We start from the raw sequence: 17,811 nt of genomic DNA, 5'->3' as shown, positions 1-17,811 counted from the left end.
AATCCCTTGTTTTAATAGCTTTTTTCTGGACTAGAACGATATCTATCGGGTTGTCGTCGCCCACGATGCCCAGCGTTTCCACGCTCAGGCGTCCCCCTGTCAACGACAATCCAGCCAGTGTTTCCAAGCTAGAATACTTCTTCAAATATTCGGTAAGTATCTTTTACAGATAGTGTTTTATCAACAACTCGCCCAAGTTCACAGCATTTAGCGCTGCGCCTTTTCTCACATTATCTGACGCAATCCACAAATTCAGTTTGCATGGATTTGCCAGGCCCGAACGCAGGCGGCCGACGTAGACACTATCCTGCCCCTGTGCATCGCCGATGACAGTCGGGTAATCGTCTTCGACCCGCTCGATGCCGGGCGCGGCATCCAGGGCGGCCTGTACCGCCTCCAGCGAAACCGGGGCGGCGGTGGTGATCGACAGCATCAGCGCGTCGCCGAAGAACACCGGCGCCATGACGCAGGTCACGTCCAGCGCGCCATCCAGCTCGGGAAACAGCGCGGACAGTTCCGCGGCCAGGCGCCGCTCCAGGGCGGAATGCCCCTGCTCATCCACGGCGCCGACCTGAGCCAGCATGTTGAAGGCGTACTGCCGGTCGAGCAGCTTCGGCTCCAGCGGACGGGCATTGAGCAACTCGGCGGTCTGCCGCGCCAGCTCCTGAACCCCCTCGCGCCCCAGCACCGAGGCGGAGAGGCAGGCGCTGACGCTCAGTTGGCGAATATCCAGCACCTTGCGCAGCGCGGCGAGCACTTCGGCCACTTCCGCCGCCGGCGCACAGGGCGCGGCGATCCGCGCCGGCAGGCCGAGCGACGCCAGCGCCTCGCCGTTGGCCGCCGGCAGCACGACCGGGGACTGCCCGGCCAGCGCCGCACCGCTCAGGTCGATCACGCTGCAACCGGCCGCCAGCGCCTGATCGGAGCATTCCCGGGCGGCATCGGCGGTGGTGGAGAGAAAGGCCAGACGAACCTTGCCGAAGTCGAAGTCGGACAATTTGCCGACACGCAGGTTGCGCCCGCGGAACGCCACCGACTTGCCGGCGGATTCGCCCGTGGCCAGCAGATACAGGGTGCCTACGGGAAAGTCCCGCTCTTCCAGCAGCTCGACCAGTGCCTCGCCCACAAGTCCGGTGGCGCCTACTACGGCGATGTCGATGGTTTCAGGCATCCAGTGTCTCGCGATATTCAGGGAGGGAAACTGCGCAGCACTTTACTTGCCCCCCAACGGCGAGGCAATCGAGTGCCCCGCCGCCTATCGCCGCACGATGGGTTTACGGCTGCGCGGCGCTTTCCGTGGCCTGGGCCGCTACCACCGCTTGCCCCTGGACCGGAGCCGCGCCCGCGGAAGCCCCGGCGGGCTTGCCGGCCTTGTCCTGCTCCGCCAGACGGGCGATCAGGCCGGCGATCTGCGCGTCCTTCAGCTCGAGCAGCTTGTTCAGCTTCTCCATCTGGCTCTGCAGGTCGGAGATCCGGCTGCGCATTTCATCGCCTTCGCGGCGGGCGCTGTCGAGCCCTTCCTGAAGCACGGCCAGTTGCTCGGCGTCGGCCTTGTCCTTCTGGTTGGCGGCGCGTCCCGACACCAGGCGCAGGTTGTCGCGCGCCTCGGCGCTGACCGGCGCCGCCCCCGCCTCGGTCTTCTTCGTCGCATCGATCTGCCGGCCCTGCGGCAGCGCGGCCTGGCGGCGCGCCTGCCACTCGCCGTGCTGCGCCTCGATGCGCGCCACGGCCTGCGCATGGCTCTGCGCCCGCGCCTGCTGCTCATCGGGCAGGCGCAGCACCTGCCCGGCTTTCATTTGATTGGCGTTGCCGTCGACGAAGGCATCCGGGTTCAGTTGCTGGATCGCCGCCATGGTCTGCATCACCGACACATCGGAGGACGGGCGATTGCGCGAGGCGATGTCCCACAGGGCATCGTTGCGCTGGATTCGATAGCTGTCCGTCGGCGCTGATGCAACCGGGGCTGCCGGCGACGGCGCAGCCTGGCGGGTGGGCGCGGCGAGCGGACGGACCGCGACGGCCGCCGGCGGGGTCACCGGCGAGGCGGCATAGCTCGGCGGGTCGAGCAGCAGCGTGAACTCGCGCACCACGCGCCCCTGCGGCCACACCACCTGCACCACGAAGTTGACGTAGGGCTCCTGGATCGGGCGCTGCGAGCTGACGCGGATGACGCCAGCGCCGTTCTTGCCGATCTCCGAACGGAAGCGCAGGCCGGTCGCCACCTGGTTGCGATCGACGCCCAGGCGGTCGAAATCCTGCTGGGAGGCGAGGCTGACCACCACCTCCTCCGCGTTCAGGTCGCCCACACCGCGCAGATCGATGTTCGCCGACAGGGTCTGCCCGAGGACAGCGCGCGACGAAATCTCACCCAGCTCCAGCGCATCGGCGGCGCCTGGCAGGAACGCCGAGGCGATGGCCGCCGCCAACAAGAATCCGTGAAACCGAGACATCCTCTCCCCCGCTGCAAGTGTCCGATTGGCCGGCACGAAAGGGCGCGCCGAAAACCTGGGCTGCGAGGATAGCGAGTGGTTCCGTGCTGCTTTTCCGGGTCCGTCACAGAACACCGCGAAATCGACGGAGAACTCCACCGGAGCGCCAGACTTCGCGCGTTTTTGTGCGGGAGATCACTTGCCGCGGAAAGCACGACGCCGGCACTGGGCCGGCGTCGCGGGTGTCACGGGGAGCGGATCAACGCTCGAGCAGGATGCGCAGCATGCGCCGCAGCGGCTCGGCGGCGCCCCACAGCAGCTGGTCGCCGACGGTGAAGGCGCCGAGGAACTGCGAGCCCATGTTGAGCTTGCGCAGGCGGCCCACCGGAACGCTCAGGGTGCCGGTGACGGCGGCCGGAGTCAGTTCGCGCATGCTGATCTCGCGCTGGTTGGGAACCAGCTTGACCCAGGGATTGTGCTGGCTGATCAGGCCTTCGATGTCGGCCATCGGCACATCCTTGTTCAGCTTGATGGTCAGCGCCTGGCTGTGGCAGCGCATGGCGCCGATGCGCACGCAGATGCCGTCCACCGGGATCGGGCTCTTGAAGCGCCCGAGGATCTTGTTGGTCTCCGCCTGGCCCTTCCACTCCTCGCGGCTCTGGCCGTTGGGCAGTTCCTTGTCGATCCACGGGATCAGGCTGCCGGCCAGCGGCGCGCCGAAGTGCTCGGTCGGCATGGCGTCGCTGCGGATAGCTTCGGCGACCTTGCGGTCGATGTCGAGGATGGCGCTGGACGGGTTGGCCAGGTCGTCGGCCACCGAGGCGTTGATCGCGCCCATCTGCTTGATCAGCTCGCGCATGTTCTGCGCGCCGGCACCGGAGGCCGCCTGGTAGGTCATGGCGCTCATCCACTCGACCAGGCCGGCTTCGAACAGGCCGCCCAGGGCCATCAGCATCAGGCTGACGGTGCAGTTGCCGCCGATGTAGTTCTTGCTGCCGGCATCCAGCGACTGGTCGATGACCTTGCGGTTCACCGGGTCGAGGACGATCACCGCGTCATCCTGCATGCGCAGGCTGGAGGCGGCGTCGATCCAGTAGCCCTGCCAGCCGGCTTCGCGCAGCTTGGGGAAGACTTCGTTGGTGTAGTCGCCGCCCTGGCAGGTCAGGATGACGTCGAGGGTTTTCAGATCCTCGATGCTGTAGGCGTCCTTCAGGGGGGCAATGTCCTTGCCAATGGACGGACCTTCGCCACCCACGTTGGAGGTGGTGAAGAACACCGGCTCGATCAGGTCGAAGTCCCGCTCTTCCAGCATCCGCTGCATGAGCACCGAACCGACCATGCCACGCCAACCGATCAGACCTACACGCTTCATCGCTACTACACCTTCATATATTTAGAGGGCCGTCGCGCCCGCCTTTCCACGAGGGCGGGAGCGAGCGAACCCGCAAGATTACAGATTCCGCAGCGCGGCGACTACCGCATCGCCCATTTCGCGGGTACCGACTTTCGTGCAGCCTTCGGACCAGATGTCGCCGGTGCGCAGGCCCTGATCGAGCACCAGGCTCACGGCCTTCTCGATGGCGTCGGCGGCGGCGCCTTCATTGAAGGTGTAACGCAGCATCATCGAGACCGAGAGGATGGTCGCCAGCGGGTTGGCGATGCCCTGCCCGGCGATGTCCGGCGCGGAGCCGTGGCACGGTTCGTACATGCCCTTGTTGTTCGCGTCGAGCGATGCAGAAGGCAGCATGCCGATGGAACCGGTGAGCATGGAAGCCTCATCCGACAGGATGTCGCCGAACATGTTGTCGGTGACCATCACGTCGAACTGCTTGGGCGCGCGCACCAGCTGCATGGCGGCGTTGTCGACGTACATGTGCGACAGCTCGATGTCCGGGTAGTCCTTCGCCACTTCCTCGACCACTTCGCGCCACAGCTGGCTGGAGGCCAGGACGTTGGCCTTGTCCACCGAGCACAGCTTCCTGTTGCGCACGCGGGCCATGTCGAAGCCGACGCGGGCGATGCGGCGGATTTCGCTCTCGCTGTACGGCAGGGTGTCGTACGCCTGGCGCTCGCCGTTCTCCAGCACGCGCTGCTCGCGGGGCTGGCCGAAGTAGATGCCGCCGGTCAGCTCGCGGACGATGAGAATGTCCAGGCCGGCGACCACTTCCGGCTTCAGGCTGGAGGCACCGGCCAGCTGCGGGTAGAGGATGGCCGGGCGCAGGTTGCCGAACAGGCCCAGTTGCGAGCGGATCTTCAGCAGGCCGCGCTCGGGGCGGATGTCACGCTCGATCCTGTCCCACTTCGGCCCGCCCACGGCGCCCAGCAGCACGGCGTCGGACTGGCGCGCGCGCTCCAGGGTCTCGTCGGCCAGCGGTACGCCATGCTTGTCGATGGCGGCGCCGCCGATCACGTCGTGGGTCAGTTCGAAGCCCAGCTGGAACTTGTCGTTGGCCAGCTCCAGGACCTTGACCGCTTCGGCCATGATCTCCGGGCCGATGCCGTCGCCGGGAAGAACCAGAATCTGTTTGCTCATCACTTGTTTCCTTCGGAAAAGATTAAAAGCCGCAAGCTCTCGCCTGGAGCCTGCGGCTTGTAGCTTGCAGCTGTTATTTAGTCGCCCAGAGCACCAGCACGTCGGTGCTGAAGGAGCCCTCGGCGTCGATCTCGAAATACTCGCGCACCTCGTCGCCCATCGAAAGCTGCAGGGCGCGAATGGCCTGGCGCATCACCTCGGGGGTGCGCATGCGCTCGACCCAGGAGGTGAACTCCAGGCGCAGGCGCTGGCGCTTGGCAGAGGTCACCGCGAGCCCCGCCTCGCCCACCAGACGCGCCCACTCCGACGGGGAGTAGTCGCGCACGTGGCTGGTGTCGCGCAAGACTTCGACAGTCTGCAGATAGGTATCCAGCAGAGGCAAGCCCGGCGCCGCCACATCGATGAAGCAGGCCGCGCCGCCCGGCTTGAGCACCCGGCGCACCTCGCGCAGGGCCTGGCCGACGTCCCGCCAGTGGTGCGCGGAATAGCGGCTGAAGACGAAGTCGAATTCACCATCCGCGAACGGCAGCTGCTCGGCGACGCCACAGCGGGTGGCGATGTTGCCCAGGCCGCGCTCGGCGGCGGCCGACGCCACCACGTCGAGCATCTGCTGCGACAGGTCGTAGGCCACCACCTCGCCGACCAGCGGCGCGACGTTGAAGCTGACGTGCCCGGCTCCGCAACCCAGGTCCAGCACGCGGGCGCCGGTAGTCGCCGACAGTCGCTCGCGCAGCTGGGCGAACTCCTCGCCCTGGGCGTGTACGGCGCTGGTCAGGTAAGCATTGGCCTGGGCGCCGAACTGGCGCTGGACCACTTGCTCGTGGCGACTCTCGGTCATGACGTTCTCCTTGCGAGGTGTGCGGCGCCGGTCAGGCGTCGCGGAACAACCAGGGTTGGCGTTGCTTGTAGCCGGCTTCGAAACCGCGGATGGCGTCGGCGTCCTGCAGGGTCAGGCCGATGTCGTCCAGGCCGTTGAGCAGGCAGTGCTTGCGGAACGCGTCCACTTCGAAGCGGTACTGCTTGCCGTCCGGGCGGGTCACGGTCTGCGCAGCGAGGTCGACGGTCAGCTGGTAGCCCTCGGTGGCCTCGCACTGGGCGAACAGCTCGTCGACTTCCTCATCCTTCAGGATGATCGGCAGCAGGCCGTTCTTGAAGCTGTTGTTGAAGAAGATGTCGGCGAAGCTCGGCGCGATCACGGTGCGGAAGCCGTACTCGTCCAGCGCCCACGGCGCGTGCTCGCGGGAGGAGCCGCAGCCGAAGTTCTCGCGGGCCAGCAGCACGCTGGCGCCCTGGTAGCGCGGGAAGTTGAGGACGAAATCCTTGTTCAGCGGACGCTTGGAGTTGTCCTGGTTCGGCTGGCCCACGTCGAGGTAGCGCCACTCGTCGAACAGGTTCGGGCCGAAGCCGGTGCGCTTGATCGACTTGAGGAACTGCTTGGGGATGATCTGGTCGGTGTCGACGTTGGCGCGGTCGAGCGGCGCGACGAGACCGGTGTGCTGGGTAAAGGCTTTCATGTCTGGTCTCCTCAGGCCTGCATCAGTTCGCGTACGTCGATGAATCGACCGGTCACCGCAGCCGCGGCGGCCATCGCCGGGCTCACCAGGTGGGTGCGGCCACCGGCGCCCTGGCGGCCTTCGAAGTTGCGGTTGGAGGTGGAAGCGCAATGCTCGCCGCTCTCCAGGCGGTCCGGGTTCATCGCCAGGCACATGGAGCAGCCCGGTTCACGCCACTCGAAGCCGGCTTCGATGAAGATCTTGTCCAGGCCTTCCTGTTCGGCCTGGGCCTTCACCAGGCCGGAGCCCGGCACCACCAGCGCCTGCTTCACGGTGGAAGCGACCTTGCGGCCCTTGGCCACGGCGGCGGCGGCGCGCAGGTCTTCGATGCGCGAGTTGGTGCAGGAGCCGATGAACACGCGGTCCAGCTGGATATCGGTGATCGCCTGGTTGGCGTTCAGGCCCATGTACTTCAGCGCGCGGACGATGGAGTCGCGCTTGACCGCATCGGCCTCGGCCGCCGGGTCCGGCACGTTCTGGTCCACCGCCAGGACCATCTCCGGGGAAGTGCCCCAGCTGACCTGCGGCTTGATGTCTTCGGCACGCAGTTCGACGATGGTGTCGAAATGCGCGTCGGCGTCGGAAACCAGGTCGCTCCAGGATTCCACGGCCTTGTCCCAGTCGCTGCCTTGCGGCGAGAACGGACGGCCCTTGACGTATTCGATGGTCTTCTCGTCGCACGCCACCATGCCGACGCGGGCGCCGGCCTCGATGGACATGTTGCAGATGGTCATGCGGCCTTCCATGGACAGGTCGCGGATGGCGCTGCCGGCGAACTCCAGGGCATGGCCGTTGCCGCCCGCGGTGCCGATCCTGCCGATCACCGCGAGGACGATGTCCTTGGCGGTCACGCCGAAGGGCAGCTTGCCCTCCACGCGCACCTGCATGTTCTTCATCTTCTTGGCCACCAGGCACTGGGTGGCGAGCACGTGCTCCACCTCGGAGGTGCCGATGCCGTGGGCCAGCGCGCCGAAGGCGCCGTGGGTCGAGGTGTGCGAGTCGCCGCAGACCACGGTCATGCCCGGCAGGGTGGCGCCCTGCTCCGGGCCGACCACGTGGACGATGCCCTGGCGGACGTCGTTCATCTTGAATTCGAGGATGCCGAAGTCATCGCAGTTCTCGTCCAGGGTCTTGACCTGGATGCGCGCGACTTCGTCGGTGATGGCGGCGAGGCCCCCCTTGCGCTCGGCCCGGGTGGTCGGCACGTTGTGGTCCGGGGTGGCGATGTTCGCGTCGATGCGCCACGGCTTGCGGCCGGCCAGGCGCAGGCCTTCGAAGGCCTGCGGCGAGGTCACTTCGTGGAGGATGTGGCGGTCGATGTAGATCAGCGACGAGCCATCGTCGCGGCGCTTGACCTCGTGCATTTCCCAGAGCTTGTCGTAGAGCGTCTTGCCGGCCATCAGAGAGTCCTCATCAGCGTCTTTCTATGCCCCTAGGGCTTGTGGGGACGATGCTATGGGCTGACGCCGAATAACTCAAATTCATATTTTTTATTCAAAGGATTTCCACGAGGAATACGGTGCGTTATAAAAGCCGGGCGCCGTTTCCAGAGCGCAGGGAGTCGCCATGGACCTGACCAGCCTCAACACCTTCCTCGCCATCGCCGAATCCGGCAGCTTCTCCGAAGCCGGCGAGCGCCTGCACCTGACCCAGCCGGCGGTGAGCAAGCGCATCGCCGCCCTGGAAAGCCAGCTGGGCGTACGCCTGTTCGACCGGGTCGGCCGCGAGGTGACCCTGACCGAGGCCGGCCGCGCCCTGCTGCCGCGCGCCTACCAGATCCTCAACGTGCTGGACGACACCCGCCGCGCCCTGACCAACCTCAACGGCGAGGTGAGCGGCCGGCTGGTCCTGGCCACCAGCCACCACATCGGCCTGCACCGCCTGCCGCCGCTGCTGCGGGCCTTCACCCGGGCCCACCCGCAGGTGGCGCTGGACATCCAGTTCTGCGACTCGGAAGTGGCCTACGAGGAGATTCTCCACGGCCGCGCCGAGCTGGCGGTAATCACCCTCGCCCCGGAAACCGCCGAACCCGTGCGCGCCGTGCCGGTGTGGGACGACCCGCTGGACTTCGTCGCCGCCCCCGAACACCCGCTGGCGGTGCAGGGCCCGGTGTTCCTCGCCGACGTGGCGCGGCACCCGGCGGTATTCCCCGGCGGCAACACCTTCACCCACCACATCGTGCGGCGCATGTTCGAGGCCGAGGGCCTGACGCCGAACATCGGCATGAGCACCAACTACATGGAAACCATCAAGATGATGGTTTCCATCGGCCTGGCCTGGAGCGTGCTGCCGCGCACCATGCTCGACGACAGCGTGGTGCGCCTGCCGCTGCAGGACATCCAGCTGAGCCGCCAGCTGGGCTACATCCTGCATACCGAGCGCACGCTGTCCAACGCCGCGCGGGCCTTCATGCGCCTGCTCGACGCCCAGGCGGCCGGGCTTGCGCCTGTCGCGGCCTGACCTCCCGATGCTCCGCCAGGATGAACAACAAGGGGGCTCGATGCCCGTCCGCACGCCACTTCGCGACCGCCCCGTGAGCGGCCGCGGTTTCTGCCCAAGGGGCGCCGCATGACCCGGCACGACCTCCCCTCCCGGCCCGGGCCCGAAAGCCAGGACCAGTTCGCCAAGGCCTTTCACACCGGCCCCGACGCCATGGTCATCAGTGAGCGGGACAGCGGGCGCTTCCGCGAGATCAACGCCAGCTTCACCGACCGCTTCGGCTGGAGCCGCGAGGAAGCCCTCGACCAGACCTCGCTGCAGCTGGGCATCTGGCCCTCCGCGGGCGAACGCCAGCGGATGCTCGACGCCCTCGCCGCCGAGCAGCGCATCGAAGGCCTCGAAGTCACCCTGCTCACCCGCGCGGGCGAGCAGCGCAGCGCTCGCCTCTACGGCTGCCAGATCGAACTGCAGGGCCTCGTCTGCCTGGTCCTGACCATCCGCGACATCACCCGCCTGCGCGCCCAGGAACAGGCCCTGCGCGACAGCCAGGAGCGCCTCGACCTGGCGCTGGACTGCGCGCAGCTGGGCATCTGGGACTGGCACATCCCCTCCGGGATGCTCTACGGCTCGACCCGCGCCGCGGTGCTCCACGAACTGCCGGAACGGGACTTCCACGGCCCCTTCGGCGAATTCTTCGCCTGCGTCAGCGAGGCCGACCGCCGGCGCATGCGCCAGGCCTACGCGCGCCTGGCCAGGGGGCCGGACAACGACTACCAGTTCACCTACCGCGCCCAGCTGCAGTCCGGCGAGCTGCGCTACCTGGAGAGCCGCGCCCGGCTCCACCGCGACACCGGGGGCAAGCCACTGCGCATGGTCGGCACCCTGCTCGACATCACCGAGCGGGTGGTGCGCGAGCGCAGCCTGGAAGCCTCCGAGGAAAAGTTCGCCAGCCTGTTCCAGGGCAGCCCGGACCCGATCTGCGTCTCGCGGGTGCGCGATGGCGAGTTCATCGAGGTCAACCCGAGCTTCTGCACCACCTTCGGCTGGAGCGCCGAGGAGGTCATCGGCCGTTCTTCGATCCTGATCGACCTCTGGGCGGACCCGCGGTTGCGCGAGCGGCTGTTCGAGCAACTGATGCGCGACCACGCGCTGCAGAACGCCGAGGTCCAGTTCCACACCCGCGACGGCCGCACCATCACCTGCATGGTCGCCAGCCGGCTGATCTGGGTCGACCGCCAGCTGTGCATCCTCACCACCTTCCGCGACGTCACCGGTCGCCTGCAGGCGGAGGCGGAGCTCAAGGCCAGCCAGGAGAAATTCGCCAAGGCGTTCCACTCCAGTCCCGACGCCATCACCATCACCGAGCGCCACAGCGGCCGCTACATCGAAGTCAACGAAGGCTTCTACCGCCTGACCGGCTACCGCCCCGAGGAAATCGTCGGCCGCACCTCGCTGGAGCTCAGCGTCTGGGACACGCCCGAGGAACGGACCAAGCTGCTGGCGGCCCTCGACCGCGACGGCTACGCGCACCACCTGGAAATGCGCGGCCGGCACCGCGACGGCCACACCACGACGGTGGACGTCTCGGTCGAGCCCATCGAACTGGGCGGCACCGCCTGCCTGCTGCTGACCGCCCGCGACACCAGCGAACTGCGCGCGGCGCAGGCGCGCATCCAGCACCTGGCCTACCACGACGCCCTGACCGACCTGCCCAACCGCGCCCTGCTGATGGACCGCCTGAAGCAGCAGATCGCCCTGCTGCAGCGCCACGACCTGCGCGGCGCGCTGCTGTTCCTCGACCTGGACCACTTCAAGCACATCAACGACTCGCTGGGGCACTCGGTGGGCGACGCCATCCTGCAGATGGCCACCGCGCGCCTGGAGGCCAGCGTGCGCCAGGAGGACACGGTGGCGCGGCTGGGCGGCGACGAGTTCGTGATCCTGCTCTCCGGCATCGCCGGCGACCGCCTGGAGACCGCACGCCAGGTGCGCCAGCTGGCCGAGAAGCTGCGCGACCTGCTGGCCGAGCCCATGCTGCTGGACGGACACCGCCTGCAGATCACCCCGAGCATCGGCATCGCCCTGATCCCCGACGACGGCGCCACCCCCGAGGACCTGCTCAAGCGCGCCGACATCGCCATGTACCGCGCCAAGGACGCCGGCCGCAACACCGTGCAGCTGTTCCACGCCTCCATGCAGCAAGCCGCCAGCGAGCGCCTGCGCCTGGAGAACGGCCTGCGCATGGCCATCGCCCGCCGCGAATTCAGCCTGCACTACCAGCCGCAGGTCGACGCCCGCGGCTCGCGCATCGTCGGCGCCGAGGCGCTGCTGCGCTGGGAGCACCCGACGCAGGGCGCGCAATCGCCGGCCAGCTTCATCCGCGTGCTGGAAGACAGCGGGCTGATCGTCGACGTCGGCCAGTGGGTGATCGAGGAGGCCTGCCGCACCTGCGCGCGCCTGCTCGCCGAGGGGCGGATCGACAGCGAGGACTTCTGCCTCAGCGTGAACATCAGCCCCCTGCAGTTCCGCCAGAACGATTTCGTCGAGCACGTCCTCGACAGCCTGGACCACGCCGGGCTGCCCGCCCGCCTGCTGAAACTGGAGATCACCGAAGGGATCGTCATCCAGCAACTGGAGGACACCATCGCCCGCATGCAGCGCCTGCGCCAGGCCGGGGTGCGTTTCGCGATGGACGACTTCGGCACCGGCTACTGCTCGCTCACCTACCTCAAGCGCCTGCCGGTGGACAGCCTGAAGATCGACCAGAGCTTCGTGCGCGACGCGCCCAACGACAGCAACGACGCGGAGATCGTCCGCGCCATCATCGCCATGGGCCACAGCCTGGGCCTGGAGCTGATCGCCGAAGGCGTGGAGACCCCGGAGCAGCTGGCCCTGCTGGAAGAACAGGGTTGCCACCAGTACCAGGGCTACCTGTTCAGCCGGCCGGTGCCGCTGGACGCCTTCATCGCCCTGCTGCCGCGCCGGGAAACGCAAACGGCGCCCTGAGGCGCCGCGCCCGGTCAGCCGGCCGGGCGCAACTCCGACATCACCACCATCACCTGCGCCTCGTCGGCGTCGCCATCGTTCAGGTAGAGGTGGCCGACGCTGCTGTCGAAGTAGGCGGTCTCGCGCGGGCCGATGCTCACCGACTCGCCCGTCTCGAACTGGATGCGCACCCGCCCGGACACCACCAGGGCGAATTCCTGGCCGGGGTGGCGGACGAAATCGTCGAACTCGCCCACCTCGCGGGCGAAGATGCGCGCGTAGAGCGGGGTCATGCTGCGCTGCGGGAAGTCGCCGGCGATGGGGTAGTACTCGTAGCCGCCGGTGTCGTAGCCGGCGGCGTCATCGACGCGGGTCTTGACGAAGGTCTTCAGCCCGCCCTGGGCGCCGACGGACGGCAGCGGGCGGAACAGCTGGGCGATATCCACCTGCAGCGCGCGGGCCGCCGCCGCCAGCTTGTCGTAGCTCACCGCGACCTGCGCCAGCTCCATCTTCGACAGCGTGGAAACCGCCACGCCAGACAGGTCGGAGAGCTGCTTGAGGGTCAGCTTCTGCTGCTTGCGCACCGCCCGCAGGCGCGCGCCGACTTCGTTCCGATCCAGTTGCTGAGGCTTGGGCAGGGCTTGGGCGGTTTCGCTCATGGGACATCTCGAAAGTGGATGCGGAAAGTTTACCGGGCCTTGCCTTTGCCGCAAAAATTCTCATATCTTAGATTTCTCACATAAGAGAAAACCTGCGAAAGGTCCTTGCCGTGAATCCATTCGACATCGTCATCATCGGCGCCGGCATCGCTGGCGCCTCCCTCGCCTACCGCTTGAGCGAAACCCACCGGGTGCTGCTGCTGGAGCGCGAAGAACAGCCCGGCTACCACTCCACCGGACGCTCCGCCGCCATGTTCATGGCGGCCTACGGCACCCCGCAGATCCAGGCGCTGACCCGCGCCAGCCGGGCCTTCTACGAAAATCCGCCGGCCGGCTTCAGCGAGCACCCGATCATCACCCCGCGCGGCTGCCTGTACGTCGGCGGCCCCGATCAGCTCGAACTGCTCCGGCAGGCCGAATCCACCCCCGGCGTGCGGCGCATCAGCACCGAACAGGCACTGGAACTCATCCCCCTGCTGCGCGCCGACGCCATCGCCGGCGCGCTGTACGAGCCCGACGCCCGCGACCTCGACGTGCACGCGCTGCACCAGGGCTACCTGCGCGGCCTGCGCCAGCGCGGCGGCGAGCTGCGCTGCAACCGCGAGCTGCTGTCGGCGCGCCATGCGGACGGCGTGTGGACGCTGGCTCTCAGCCAGGGCGAAAGCGTGCAGGCCACGCAGCTGGTGAACGCCGCCGGCGCCTGGGCCGACCATGTGGCCGAGCGCTGCGGCATCCGCCCGCTCGGCCTGCAGCCCTGCCGGCGCACCGCCTTCACCTTCGCCGCGCCCGCCGGCGTGGACGTCAGCCGCTGGCCGACGGTGATCGGCATCGACGAGAGCTTCTACTTCAAGCCCGACGCCGGCCAGTTGCTCGGCTCCCCCGCCAACGCCGACCCGGTCGAGGCGCAGGACGTGCAGCCCGAAGAACTCGACATCGCCCTCGGCGTGCACCACATCGAGGAACGCACCACCCTGGCGATCCGCCGCCCGAACCACAGCTGGGCCGGGCTGCGCTCCTTCGTCGCCGACGGCGACCTGGTGATCGGCCACGACGCGCAGAACCCGGCGTTCTTCTGGCTGGCCGCCCAGGGCGGCTACGGCATCCAGTCGGCCGACGGCGTGTCGCGCCTGGCCCAGTCGCTGCTGCTCGGCCAGCCGCTTCCCGAATCCCTGCGCCAGGAAGGCGTCGATCCCCAGCGCCTGAGTCCGGCGCGCCTGCGTTGAGTCCCCCGGAGGATTTCAGAATGAGCGATATCCAGCGTTACCCCAGCAGCCTGCCCTTCCCCTTCTCCCGCGCGGTCAAGGCCGGCGGCTTCCTGTTCCTCTCCGGCCAGGTGCCGATGAGCGCCGAAGGCGAGGTGGTGCGCGGCGACATCCAGGTCCAGAGCGAAGCGGTGATGACCCGCATCGGCGAAAGCCTGGCGGCCTGCGGCGCCGACTTCTCCCAGGTGGTGAAGGTCACCGTGTGGCTGTCGGACATGGCGCACTTCGCCGGCTTCAACGAGGTGTACAAGCGCTACGTCGACCAGGGCCTGCCGGTGCGCTCCTGCGTGGCCTCCGCCCTGGCGCTGGGCGTCGATGTCGAGGTGGAAGTCCAGGCCTACGTCGGCCAGGCCTGAGCCCTCTCCCGGCCCCGCACCGGTCGGGGTCGTCTCCATAACAACAACAGAGTTTCGATCATGAAAACCAGTCTCAAGCTCGGCGGCGCCTACATCGGCCTGGTGGTTGGCGTCGGCTTCGCCTCCGGCCAGGAAATCCTCCAGTTCTTCGGCAGCTTCGGCCTCATGGGCCTGCTCGGCGCCGTGGTGGCGCTGGCGCTGTTCGCCTTCCTGCTGATGAACCTCTACCAGATCGGCAGCCGCCTGCAGACGCAGTCGCACAAGGAGGCCATGGAGTACATCTGTGGCAAGCCGCTGGGGCGCGTCGTCGACCTGATGCTGACCTTCTTCCTGTTCGGCACCATGGTGGTCATGTTCGCCGGCGCCAACTCGTCCTTCGAACAGCAGCTGGGCATCGGCCATTCCATCGGCGGCATCGTCCTCGGCGTGCTGACCATCGTCACCGTGTGCCTGGGCCTGAAGCGGGTGATCACCCTGATGAGCCTGATCACCCCGGTGCTGATGGTCATCGTCGCGATCATCGCCATCCATGCCCTGACCCACATCCAGAAGCCGCTGGCCGAACTGGAGCAGATCGCCCTGGCCCTGCCGCACCCGGCGCCCAACTGGCTGCTCAGCGCCTTCCTCTACGTGTCCTACAACGTCGCCGCCACCGCGGCCGCCGTGGTGGTGATGGGCAGCAGCGTGGCCAACCTGCGCAAGGCCGGCCTGGGCGGCGTGATCGGCGGGGCCGGTGTCGGCGTGCTGATCCTGGCCATGTCCCTGGTGATGCTGGTGCAGATCGACGTGATCGGCGACAGCGCCATCCCCACCCTGCTGCTGAGCAACCACATCGCAACCGGGTTCGGCGACGTGATGCTCGCGCTGCTGCTGGTCAAGCTGTACTGCACCACCAGCGGCTTCGCCTACACGCTGGCCGCGCGCTGCGCCGCCTATGGCGTGCCGTTCCGCCTGGCCACCGTGGTCGCGGTGGTGCTCGCCTTCATCGGCAGCCAGGTCGGCTTCGTCAAGCTGGTGGGGATCGTCTACCCGGTCATGGGCTACCTGGGCTTCGTGCTGATGCTCGCGATCGTCATCGCCTGGTGGCGCAACCGCGCGGCGCCGCTGCCGGAGCGGCAGAACGTCTGATTCGCGCGCACACGAAAACGCCCGTCTCCTGCGAGACGGGCGTTTTGCTTTTCGGCCAGGCCCCGGCTGCTGCCGAGGCGCGCATCAGGCCTCGATGGCCGGGCGCTGGCCGTTGATGGCGTTGATGGCGATCCGCTTGGGCTTGGCCTCTTCCGGAACGATGCGTACCAGCTCGATGCTCAGCAGGCCGTTCTTCAGCGACGCGCCCTGGACCTCGATGTGGTCGGCCAGGCGGAACGACAGCTTGAAGGCACGCTGGGCGATGCCCTGATGCAGGTAGGCGACGCTCTCGGAAGCCTTCTCGCGCTTGCCGCCGATGACGGTCAGCACGCCGCGCTCCACTTGCAATTCCAGGTCCCCTTCCTGCAGGCCGGCGGCGGCGATGACGATGCGGTAGTGGTCGTCACCGTGCTTCTCGATGTTGTAGGGCGGGTAGGAACTGCCGCTTTCACTGCGCAGGGCGGATTCGAACAGGTCGTTGAAGCGGTCGAAACCGATGGACTGGCGGAACAGCGGGGCGAGGGAAAGGACGTTGCTCATGGCGAATCTCCTGAAAATTTCAGCAAGGTATGATCTGGAGCCTGATTCAGAACTCCGGCGCGGGACCCGACTTCGGCCTCCCGCAGTGACATAGATAGGGACGGCAGAATCCGTTTCAAGCCCGTCTTTGAAAAAGGATGTCATCGTGAAAAAGGTCATGCTCATCACCGGCGCCAGTCGTGGCATCGGTGCCGCCACCGCGCTGCTCGCCGCCGAGCGCGGCTTCACCGTGGCGATCAACTACCGCCGCGAGCGCGAGGCCGCCGACGCGCTGGTCACGCGGATCGCCGCGGCCGGTGGCAACGCACGCGCATTCGCCGCCGACGTGGCGAATGAAGACGATGTACGGCGCCTGTTCCGCGACGTGGACGAAGCTTTCGGCCGCCTCGACGTACTGGTGAACAACGCCGGCATCCTGGAGCGCCAGATGCGCCTGGAGGACATGGACGTGGCGCGCCTGCAGCGGGTGTTCGCAGTGAACGTCACGGGAACCTTCCTCTGCTGCCGCGAGGCGGTGAAGCGCATGGCGCGCCAGCACGGCGGAACTGGCGGAAGCATCGTCAACGTTTCGTCCATGGCCTCGCGCCTGGGCTCGCCCAACGAGTACGTCGACTACGCCGCAGCCAAGGGCGCAGTGGACAGCCTGACCATCGGCCTGGCCAAGGAGGTGGCGGGCGAAGGCATCCGCGTCAACGCCGTGCGGCCGGGGCTGATCAAGACCGAGATCCATGCCAGCGGCGGGGAGCCGGGGCGCGTGGCGCGCCTGCAATCGGCGATCCCCCTGGGCCGGGGCGGTGAGGCGGAGGAAGTGGCGCGGGCGATCCTGTTCCTCGCCTCAGACGAGTCCAGCTACAGCACCGGTGGATTCATCGACGTCAGCGGCGGGCGCTGATATCGCTTTTTTGTAGGAGCGAGCAGCCCGGAATCAGGCGGCGACTTCGATCTCGACCTGCAGCATCCGGTCCAGCACGTCGCAGTCATGCTCGCGGCGCACCCGGGCGAACAGCTCCACGGCTTCGGGATAACTGCGGGTGAGCATCCCCAACCACTGCTTCAGGCGTCCCGGCGCGTAGCGCGGCGCCAGCTTGCGCCGGGCCTGGCGCCAGAAGTCGTCGAGCAGCGCGCGGACCTCCGCCCAGGGCATCGGCAGCACCTCGCGGCCATCGCGCCAGGCGGCGATCTGCCGGGCGAGGTCCGGGCGCGACACCAGCCCGCGGCCGAGCATGATGTCGGCCACGCCGCTGATGGCGCGGCAGCGCTGGTAATCCTCCAGGGTCCAGACCTCGCCATTGGCGAACACCGGCACCCGTACCGCATCGGCCACCTTCGCCACCCACTCCCAGTGCGCCGGCGGCCGGTAGCCGTCCGCCTTGGTCCGCGCGTGCACCACCACGTGGGCGGAGCCGCCGTCGGCCAGGGCGCGGGCGCAGTCGAGGGCGCCATCCGGGCTGTCGTAGCCCAGGCGCATCTTCGCGGTCACCGGGATCTGCGCGGGCACGGCGCGGCGCACCGTTTCGATGATGCTGAACATCAGTTCGGGTTCTTTCAGCAGCACCGCGCCGCCCCGGGAGCGGTTCACGGTCTTGGCCGGGCAGCCGAAATTCAGGTCGATCACCGGCGCACCCAGCTCGCAGACCTGCACCGCATTCTCCGCCAGCAGCTGCGGGTCGGAGCCGAGCAACTGCACGCGCATCGGCACGCCGGCACGGGTGCGGCTGCCGTGTTCCAGCTCCGGGGCGAGCGCGAGGAAGGCCGACGGCGGCAGCAGCCGGTCGTTGATGCGGATGAATTCGGTGACGCACCAGTCGATGCCGCCGACGCGGGTCAGCACATCGCGGAGGATGTCATCTACCAGCCCCTCCATCGGGGCCAGGGCGATCTGCACGACAGGCGAGCCTCGGGCAATTGCGGGGGCGCGGATTGTAGG

At 67.7% G+C, this 17,811-nt stretch carries 16 protein-coding genes; 6 read left to right on the top strand and 10 right to left on the bottom strand.

Annotated features, from left to right (window positions below; all coding sequences use genetic code 11):
* Window positions 1-163 precede the first annotated feature (163 nt).
* From AC3B6A_RS08390 to leuC, 7 genes are all read right to left on the bottom strand, one after another.
* Window positions 164-1,171, bottom strand: a complete 1,008-nt coding sequence (locus tag AC3B6A_RS08390) for an aspartate-semialdehyde dehydrogenase (RefSeq protein ID WP_488401951.1) — start codon at window positions 1,169-1,171, stop codon at window positions 164-166.
* 103 nt (window positions 1,172-1,274) lie between these two features.
* Window positions 1,275-2,450 carry a type IV pilus assembly protein FimV gene (locus tag AC3B6A_RS08385; RefSeq protein WP_488401949.1) on the bottom strand — a complete coding sequence of 392 codons (1,176 nt, stop codon included), beginning with the start codon at window positions 2,448-2,450 and terminating at the stop codon, window positions 1,275-1,277.
* A 238-nt stretch (window positions 2,451-2,688) separates the two neighbouring features.
* Complete coding sequence (asd, locus tag AC3B6A_RS08380) at window positions 2,689-3,801, bottom strand: aspartate-semialdehyde dehydrogenase (protein ID WP_488401947.1); 1,113 nt, start codon at window positions 3,799-3,801, stop codon at window positions 2,689-2,691.
* A 78-nt stretch (window positions 3,802-3,879) separates the two neighbouring features.
* Window positions 3,880-4,962 carry a 3-isopropylmalate dehydrogenase gene (gene leuB, locus AC3B6A_RS08375; protein WP_488401945.1) on the bottom strand — a complete coding sequence of 361 codons (1,083 nt, stop codon included), beginning with the start codon at window positions 4,960-4,962 and terminating at the stop codon, window positions 3,880-3,882.
* 73 nt (window positions 4,963-5,035) lie between these two features.
* The gene (locus AC3B6A_RS08370; protein ID WP_488401944.1) at window positions 5,036-5,800 is read right to left on the bottom strand and encodes a class I SAM-dependent methyltransferase; all 765 of its coding nucleotides are present in this window, start codon (window positions 5,798-5,800) and stop codon (window positions 5,036-5,038) included.
* A 31-nt stretch (window positions 5,801-5,831) separates the two neighbouring features.
* Complete coding sequence (leuD, locus tag AC3B6A_RS08365) at window positions 5,832-6,476, bottom strand: 3-isopropylmalate dehydratase small subunit (protein ID WP_488401942.1); 645 nt, start codon at window positions 6,474-6,476, stop codon at window positions 5,832-5,834.
* 11 nt (window positions 6,477-6,487) lie between these two features.
* A complete protein-coding gene (gene leuC / locus AC3B6A_RS08360; protein ID WP_488401940.1) occupies window positions 6,488-7,915 on the bottom strand; it encodes a 3-isopropylmalate dehydratase large subunit in 1,428 nt (475 codons plus the stop codon).
* A gap of 166 nt (window positions 7,916-8,081) precedes the next feature.
* On the opposite strand from leuC, the gene AC3B6A_RS08355 reads away from it, so the two are divergent.
* Together AC3B6A_RS08355 and AC3B6A_RS08350 are read left to right on the top strand one after the other, a co-directional pair.
* On the top strand, window positions 8,082-8,975 hold the full coding sequence (locus AC3B6A_RS08355) for a LysR family transcriptional regulator (protein WP_488401938.1): 894 nt from the start codon (window positions 8,082-8,084) through the stop codon (window positions 8,973-8,975).
* Window positions 8,976-9,083: 108 nt separating this feature from the next.
* Window positions 9,084-11,960, top strand: a complete 2,877-nt coding sequence (locus AC3B6A_RS08350; RefSeq protein WP_488401936.1) for a sensor domain-containing protein — start codon at window positions 9,084-9,086, stop codon at window positions 11,958-11,960.
* 14 nt (window positions 11,961-11,974) lie between these two features.
* On the opposite strand, the gene AC3B6A_RS08345 is transcribed toward AC3B6A_RS08350, so the two are convergent.
* Entirely contained in the window at window positions 11,975-12,598 is a 624-nt protein-coding gene (locus AC3B6A_RS08345) for a helix-turn-helix domain-containing protein (protein ID WP_488401934.1), read from the bottom strand.
* Window positions 12,599-12,708: 110 nt separating this feature from the next.
* Here AC3B6A_RS08345 and AC3B6A_RS08340 point away from each other — a divergent pair, with 110 nt between their 5' ends.
* From AC3B6A_RS08340 to AC3B6A_RS08330, 3 genes are read left to right on the top strand one after another with little or no spacing between them, the layout of a single operon-like run.
* Window positions 12,709-13,821: an NAD(P)/FAD-dependent oxidoreductase gene (locus AC3B6A_RS08340; RefSeq protein WP_488401932.1), complete on the top strand. Its 1,113-nt coding sequence runs from the start codon at window positions 12,709-12,711 to the stop codon at window positions 13,819-13,821.
* Window positions 13,822-13,841: 20 nt separating this feature from the next.
* Complete coding sequence (locus AC3B6A_RS08335) at window positions 13,842-14,216, top strand: RidA family protein (RefSeq protein ID WP_488401931.1); 375 nt, start codon at window positions 13,842-13,844, stop codon at window positions 14,214-14,216.
* 60 nt (window positions 14,217-14,276) lie between these two features.
* On the top strand, window positions 14,277-15,344 hold the full coding sequence (locus tag AC3B6A_RS08330) for a YkvI family membrane protein (protein WP_488401929.1): 1,068 nt from the start codon (window positions 14,277-14,279) through the stop codon (window positions 15,342-15,344).
* Between the two features lie 84 nt (window positions 15,345-15,428).
* Here the strand turns inward: AC3B6A_RS08330 and AC3B6A_RS08325 are convergent, their stop codons facing one another.
* Window positions 15,429-15,884, bottom strand: a complete 456-nt coding sequence (locus AC3B6A_RS08325) for an Hsp20 family protein (protein WP_488401927.1) — start codon at window positions 15,882-15,884, stop codon at window positions 15,429-15,431.
* 145 nt (window positions 15,885-16,029) lie between these two features.
* Between AC3B6A_RS08325 and AC3B6A_RS08320 the strand changes: the two genes are divergently transcribed.
* Window positions 16,030-16,776: an SDR family oxidoreductase gene (locus AC3B6A_RS08320; RefSeq protein ID WP_488401925.1), complete on the top strand. Its 747-nt coding sequence runs from the start codon at window positions 16,030-16,032 to the stop codon at window positions 16,774-16,776.
* A gap of 33 nt (window positions 16,777-16,809) precedes the next feature.
* On the opposite strand, the gene AC3B6A_RS08315 is transcribed toward AC3B6A_RS08320, so the two are convergent.
* Entirely contained in the window at window positions 16,810-17,769 is a 960-nt protein-coding gene (locus AC3B6A_RS08315; RefSeq protein ID WP_488401924.1) for a tRNA dihydrouridine synthase, read from the bottom strand.
* Window positions 17,770-17,811: the final 42 nt, after the last annotated feature.

Source organism: Pseudomonas sp. B12(2026) (assembly GCF_057767015.1).
This window is presented reverse-complemented; position numbering and strand designations above follow the sequence as displayed.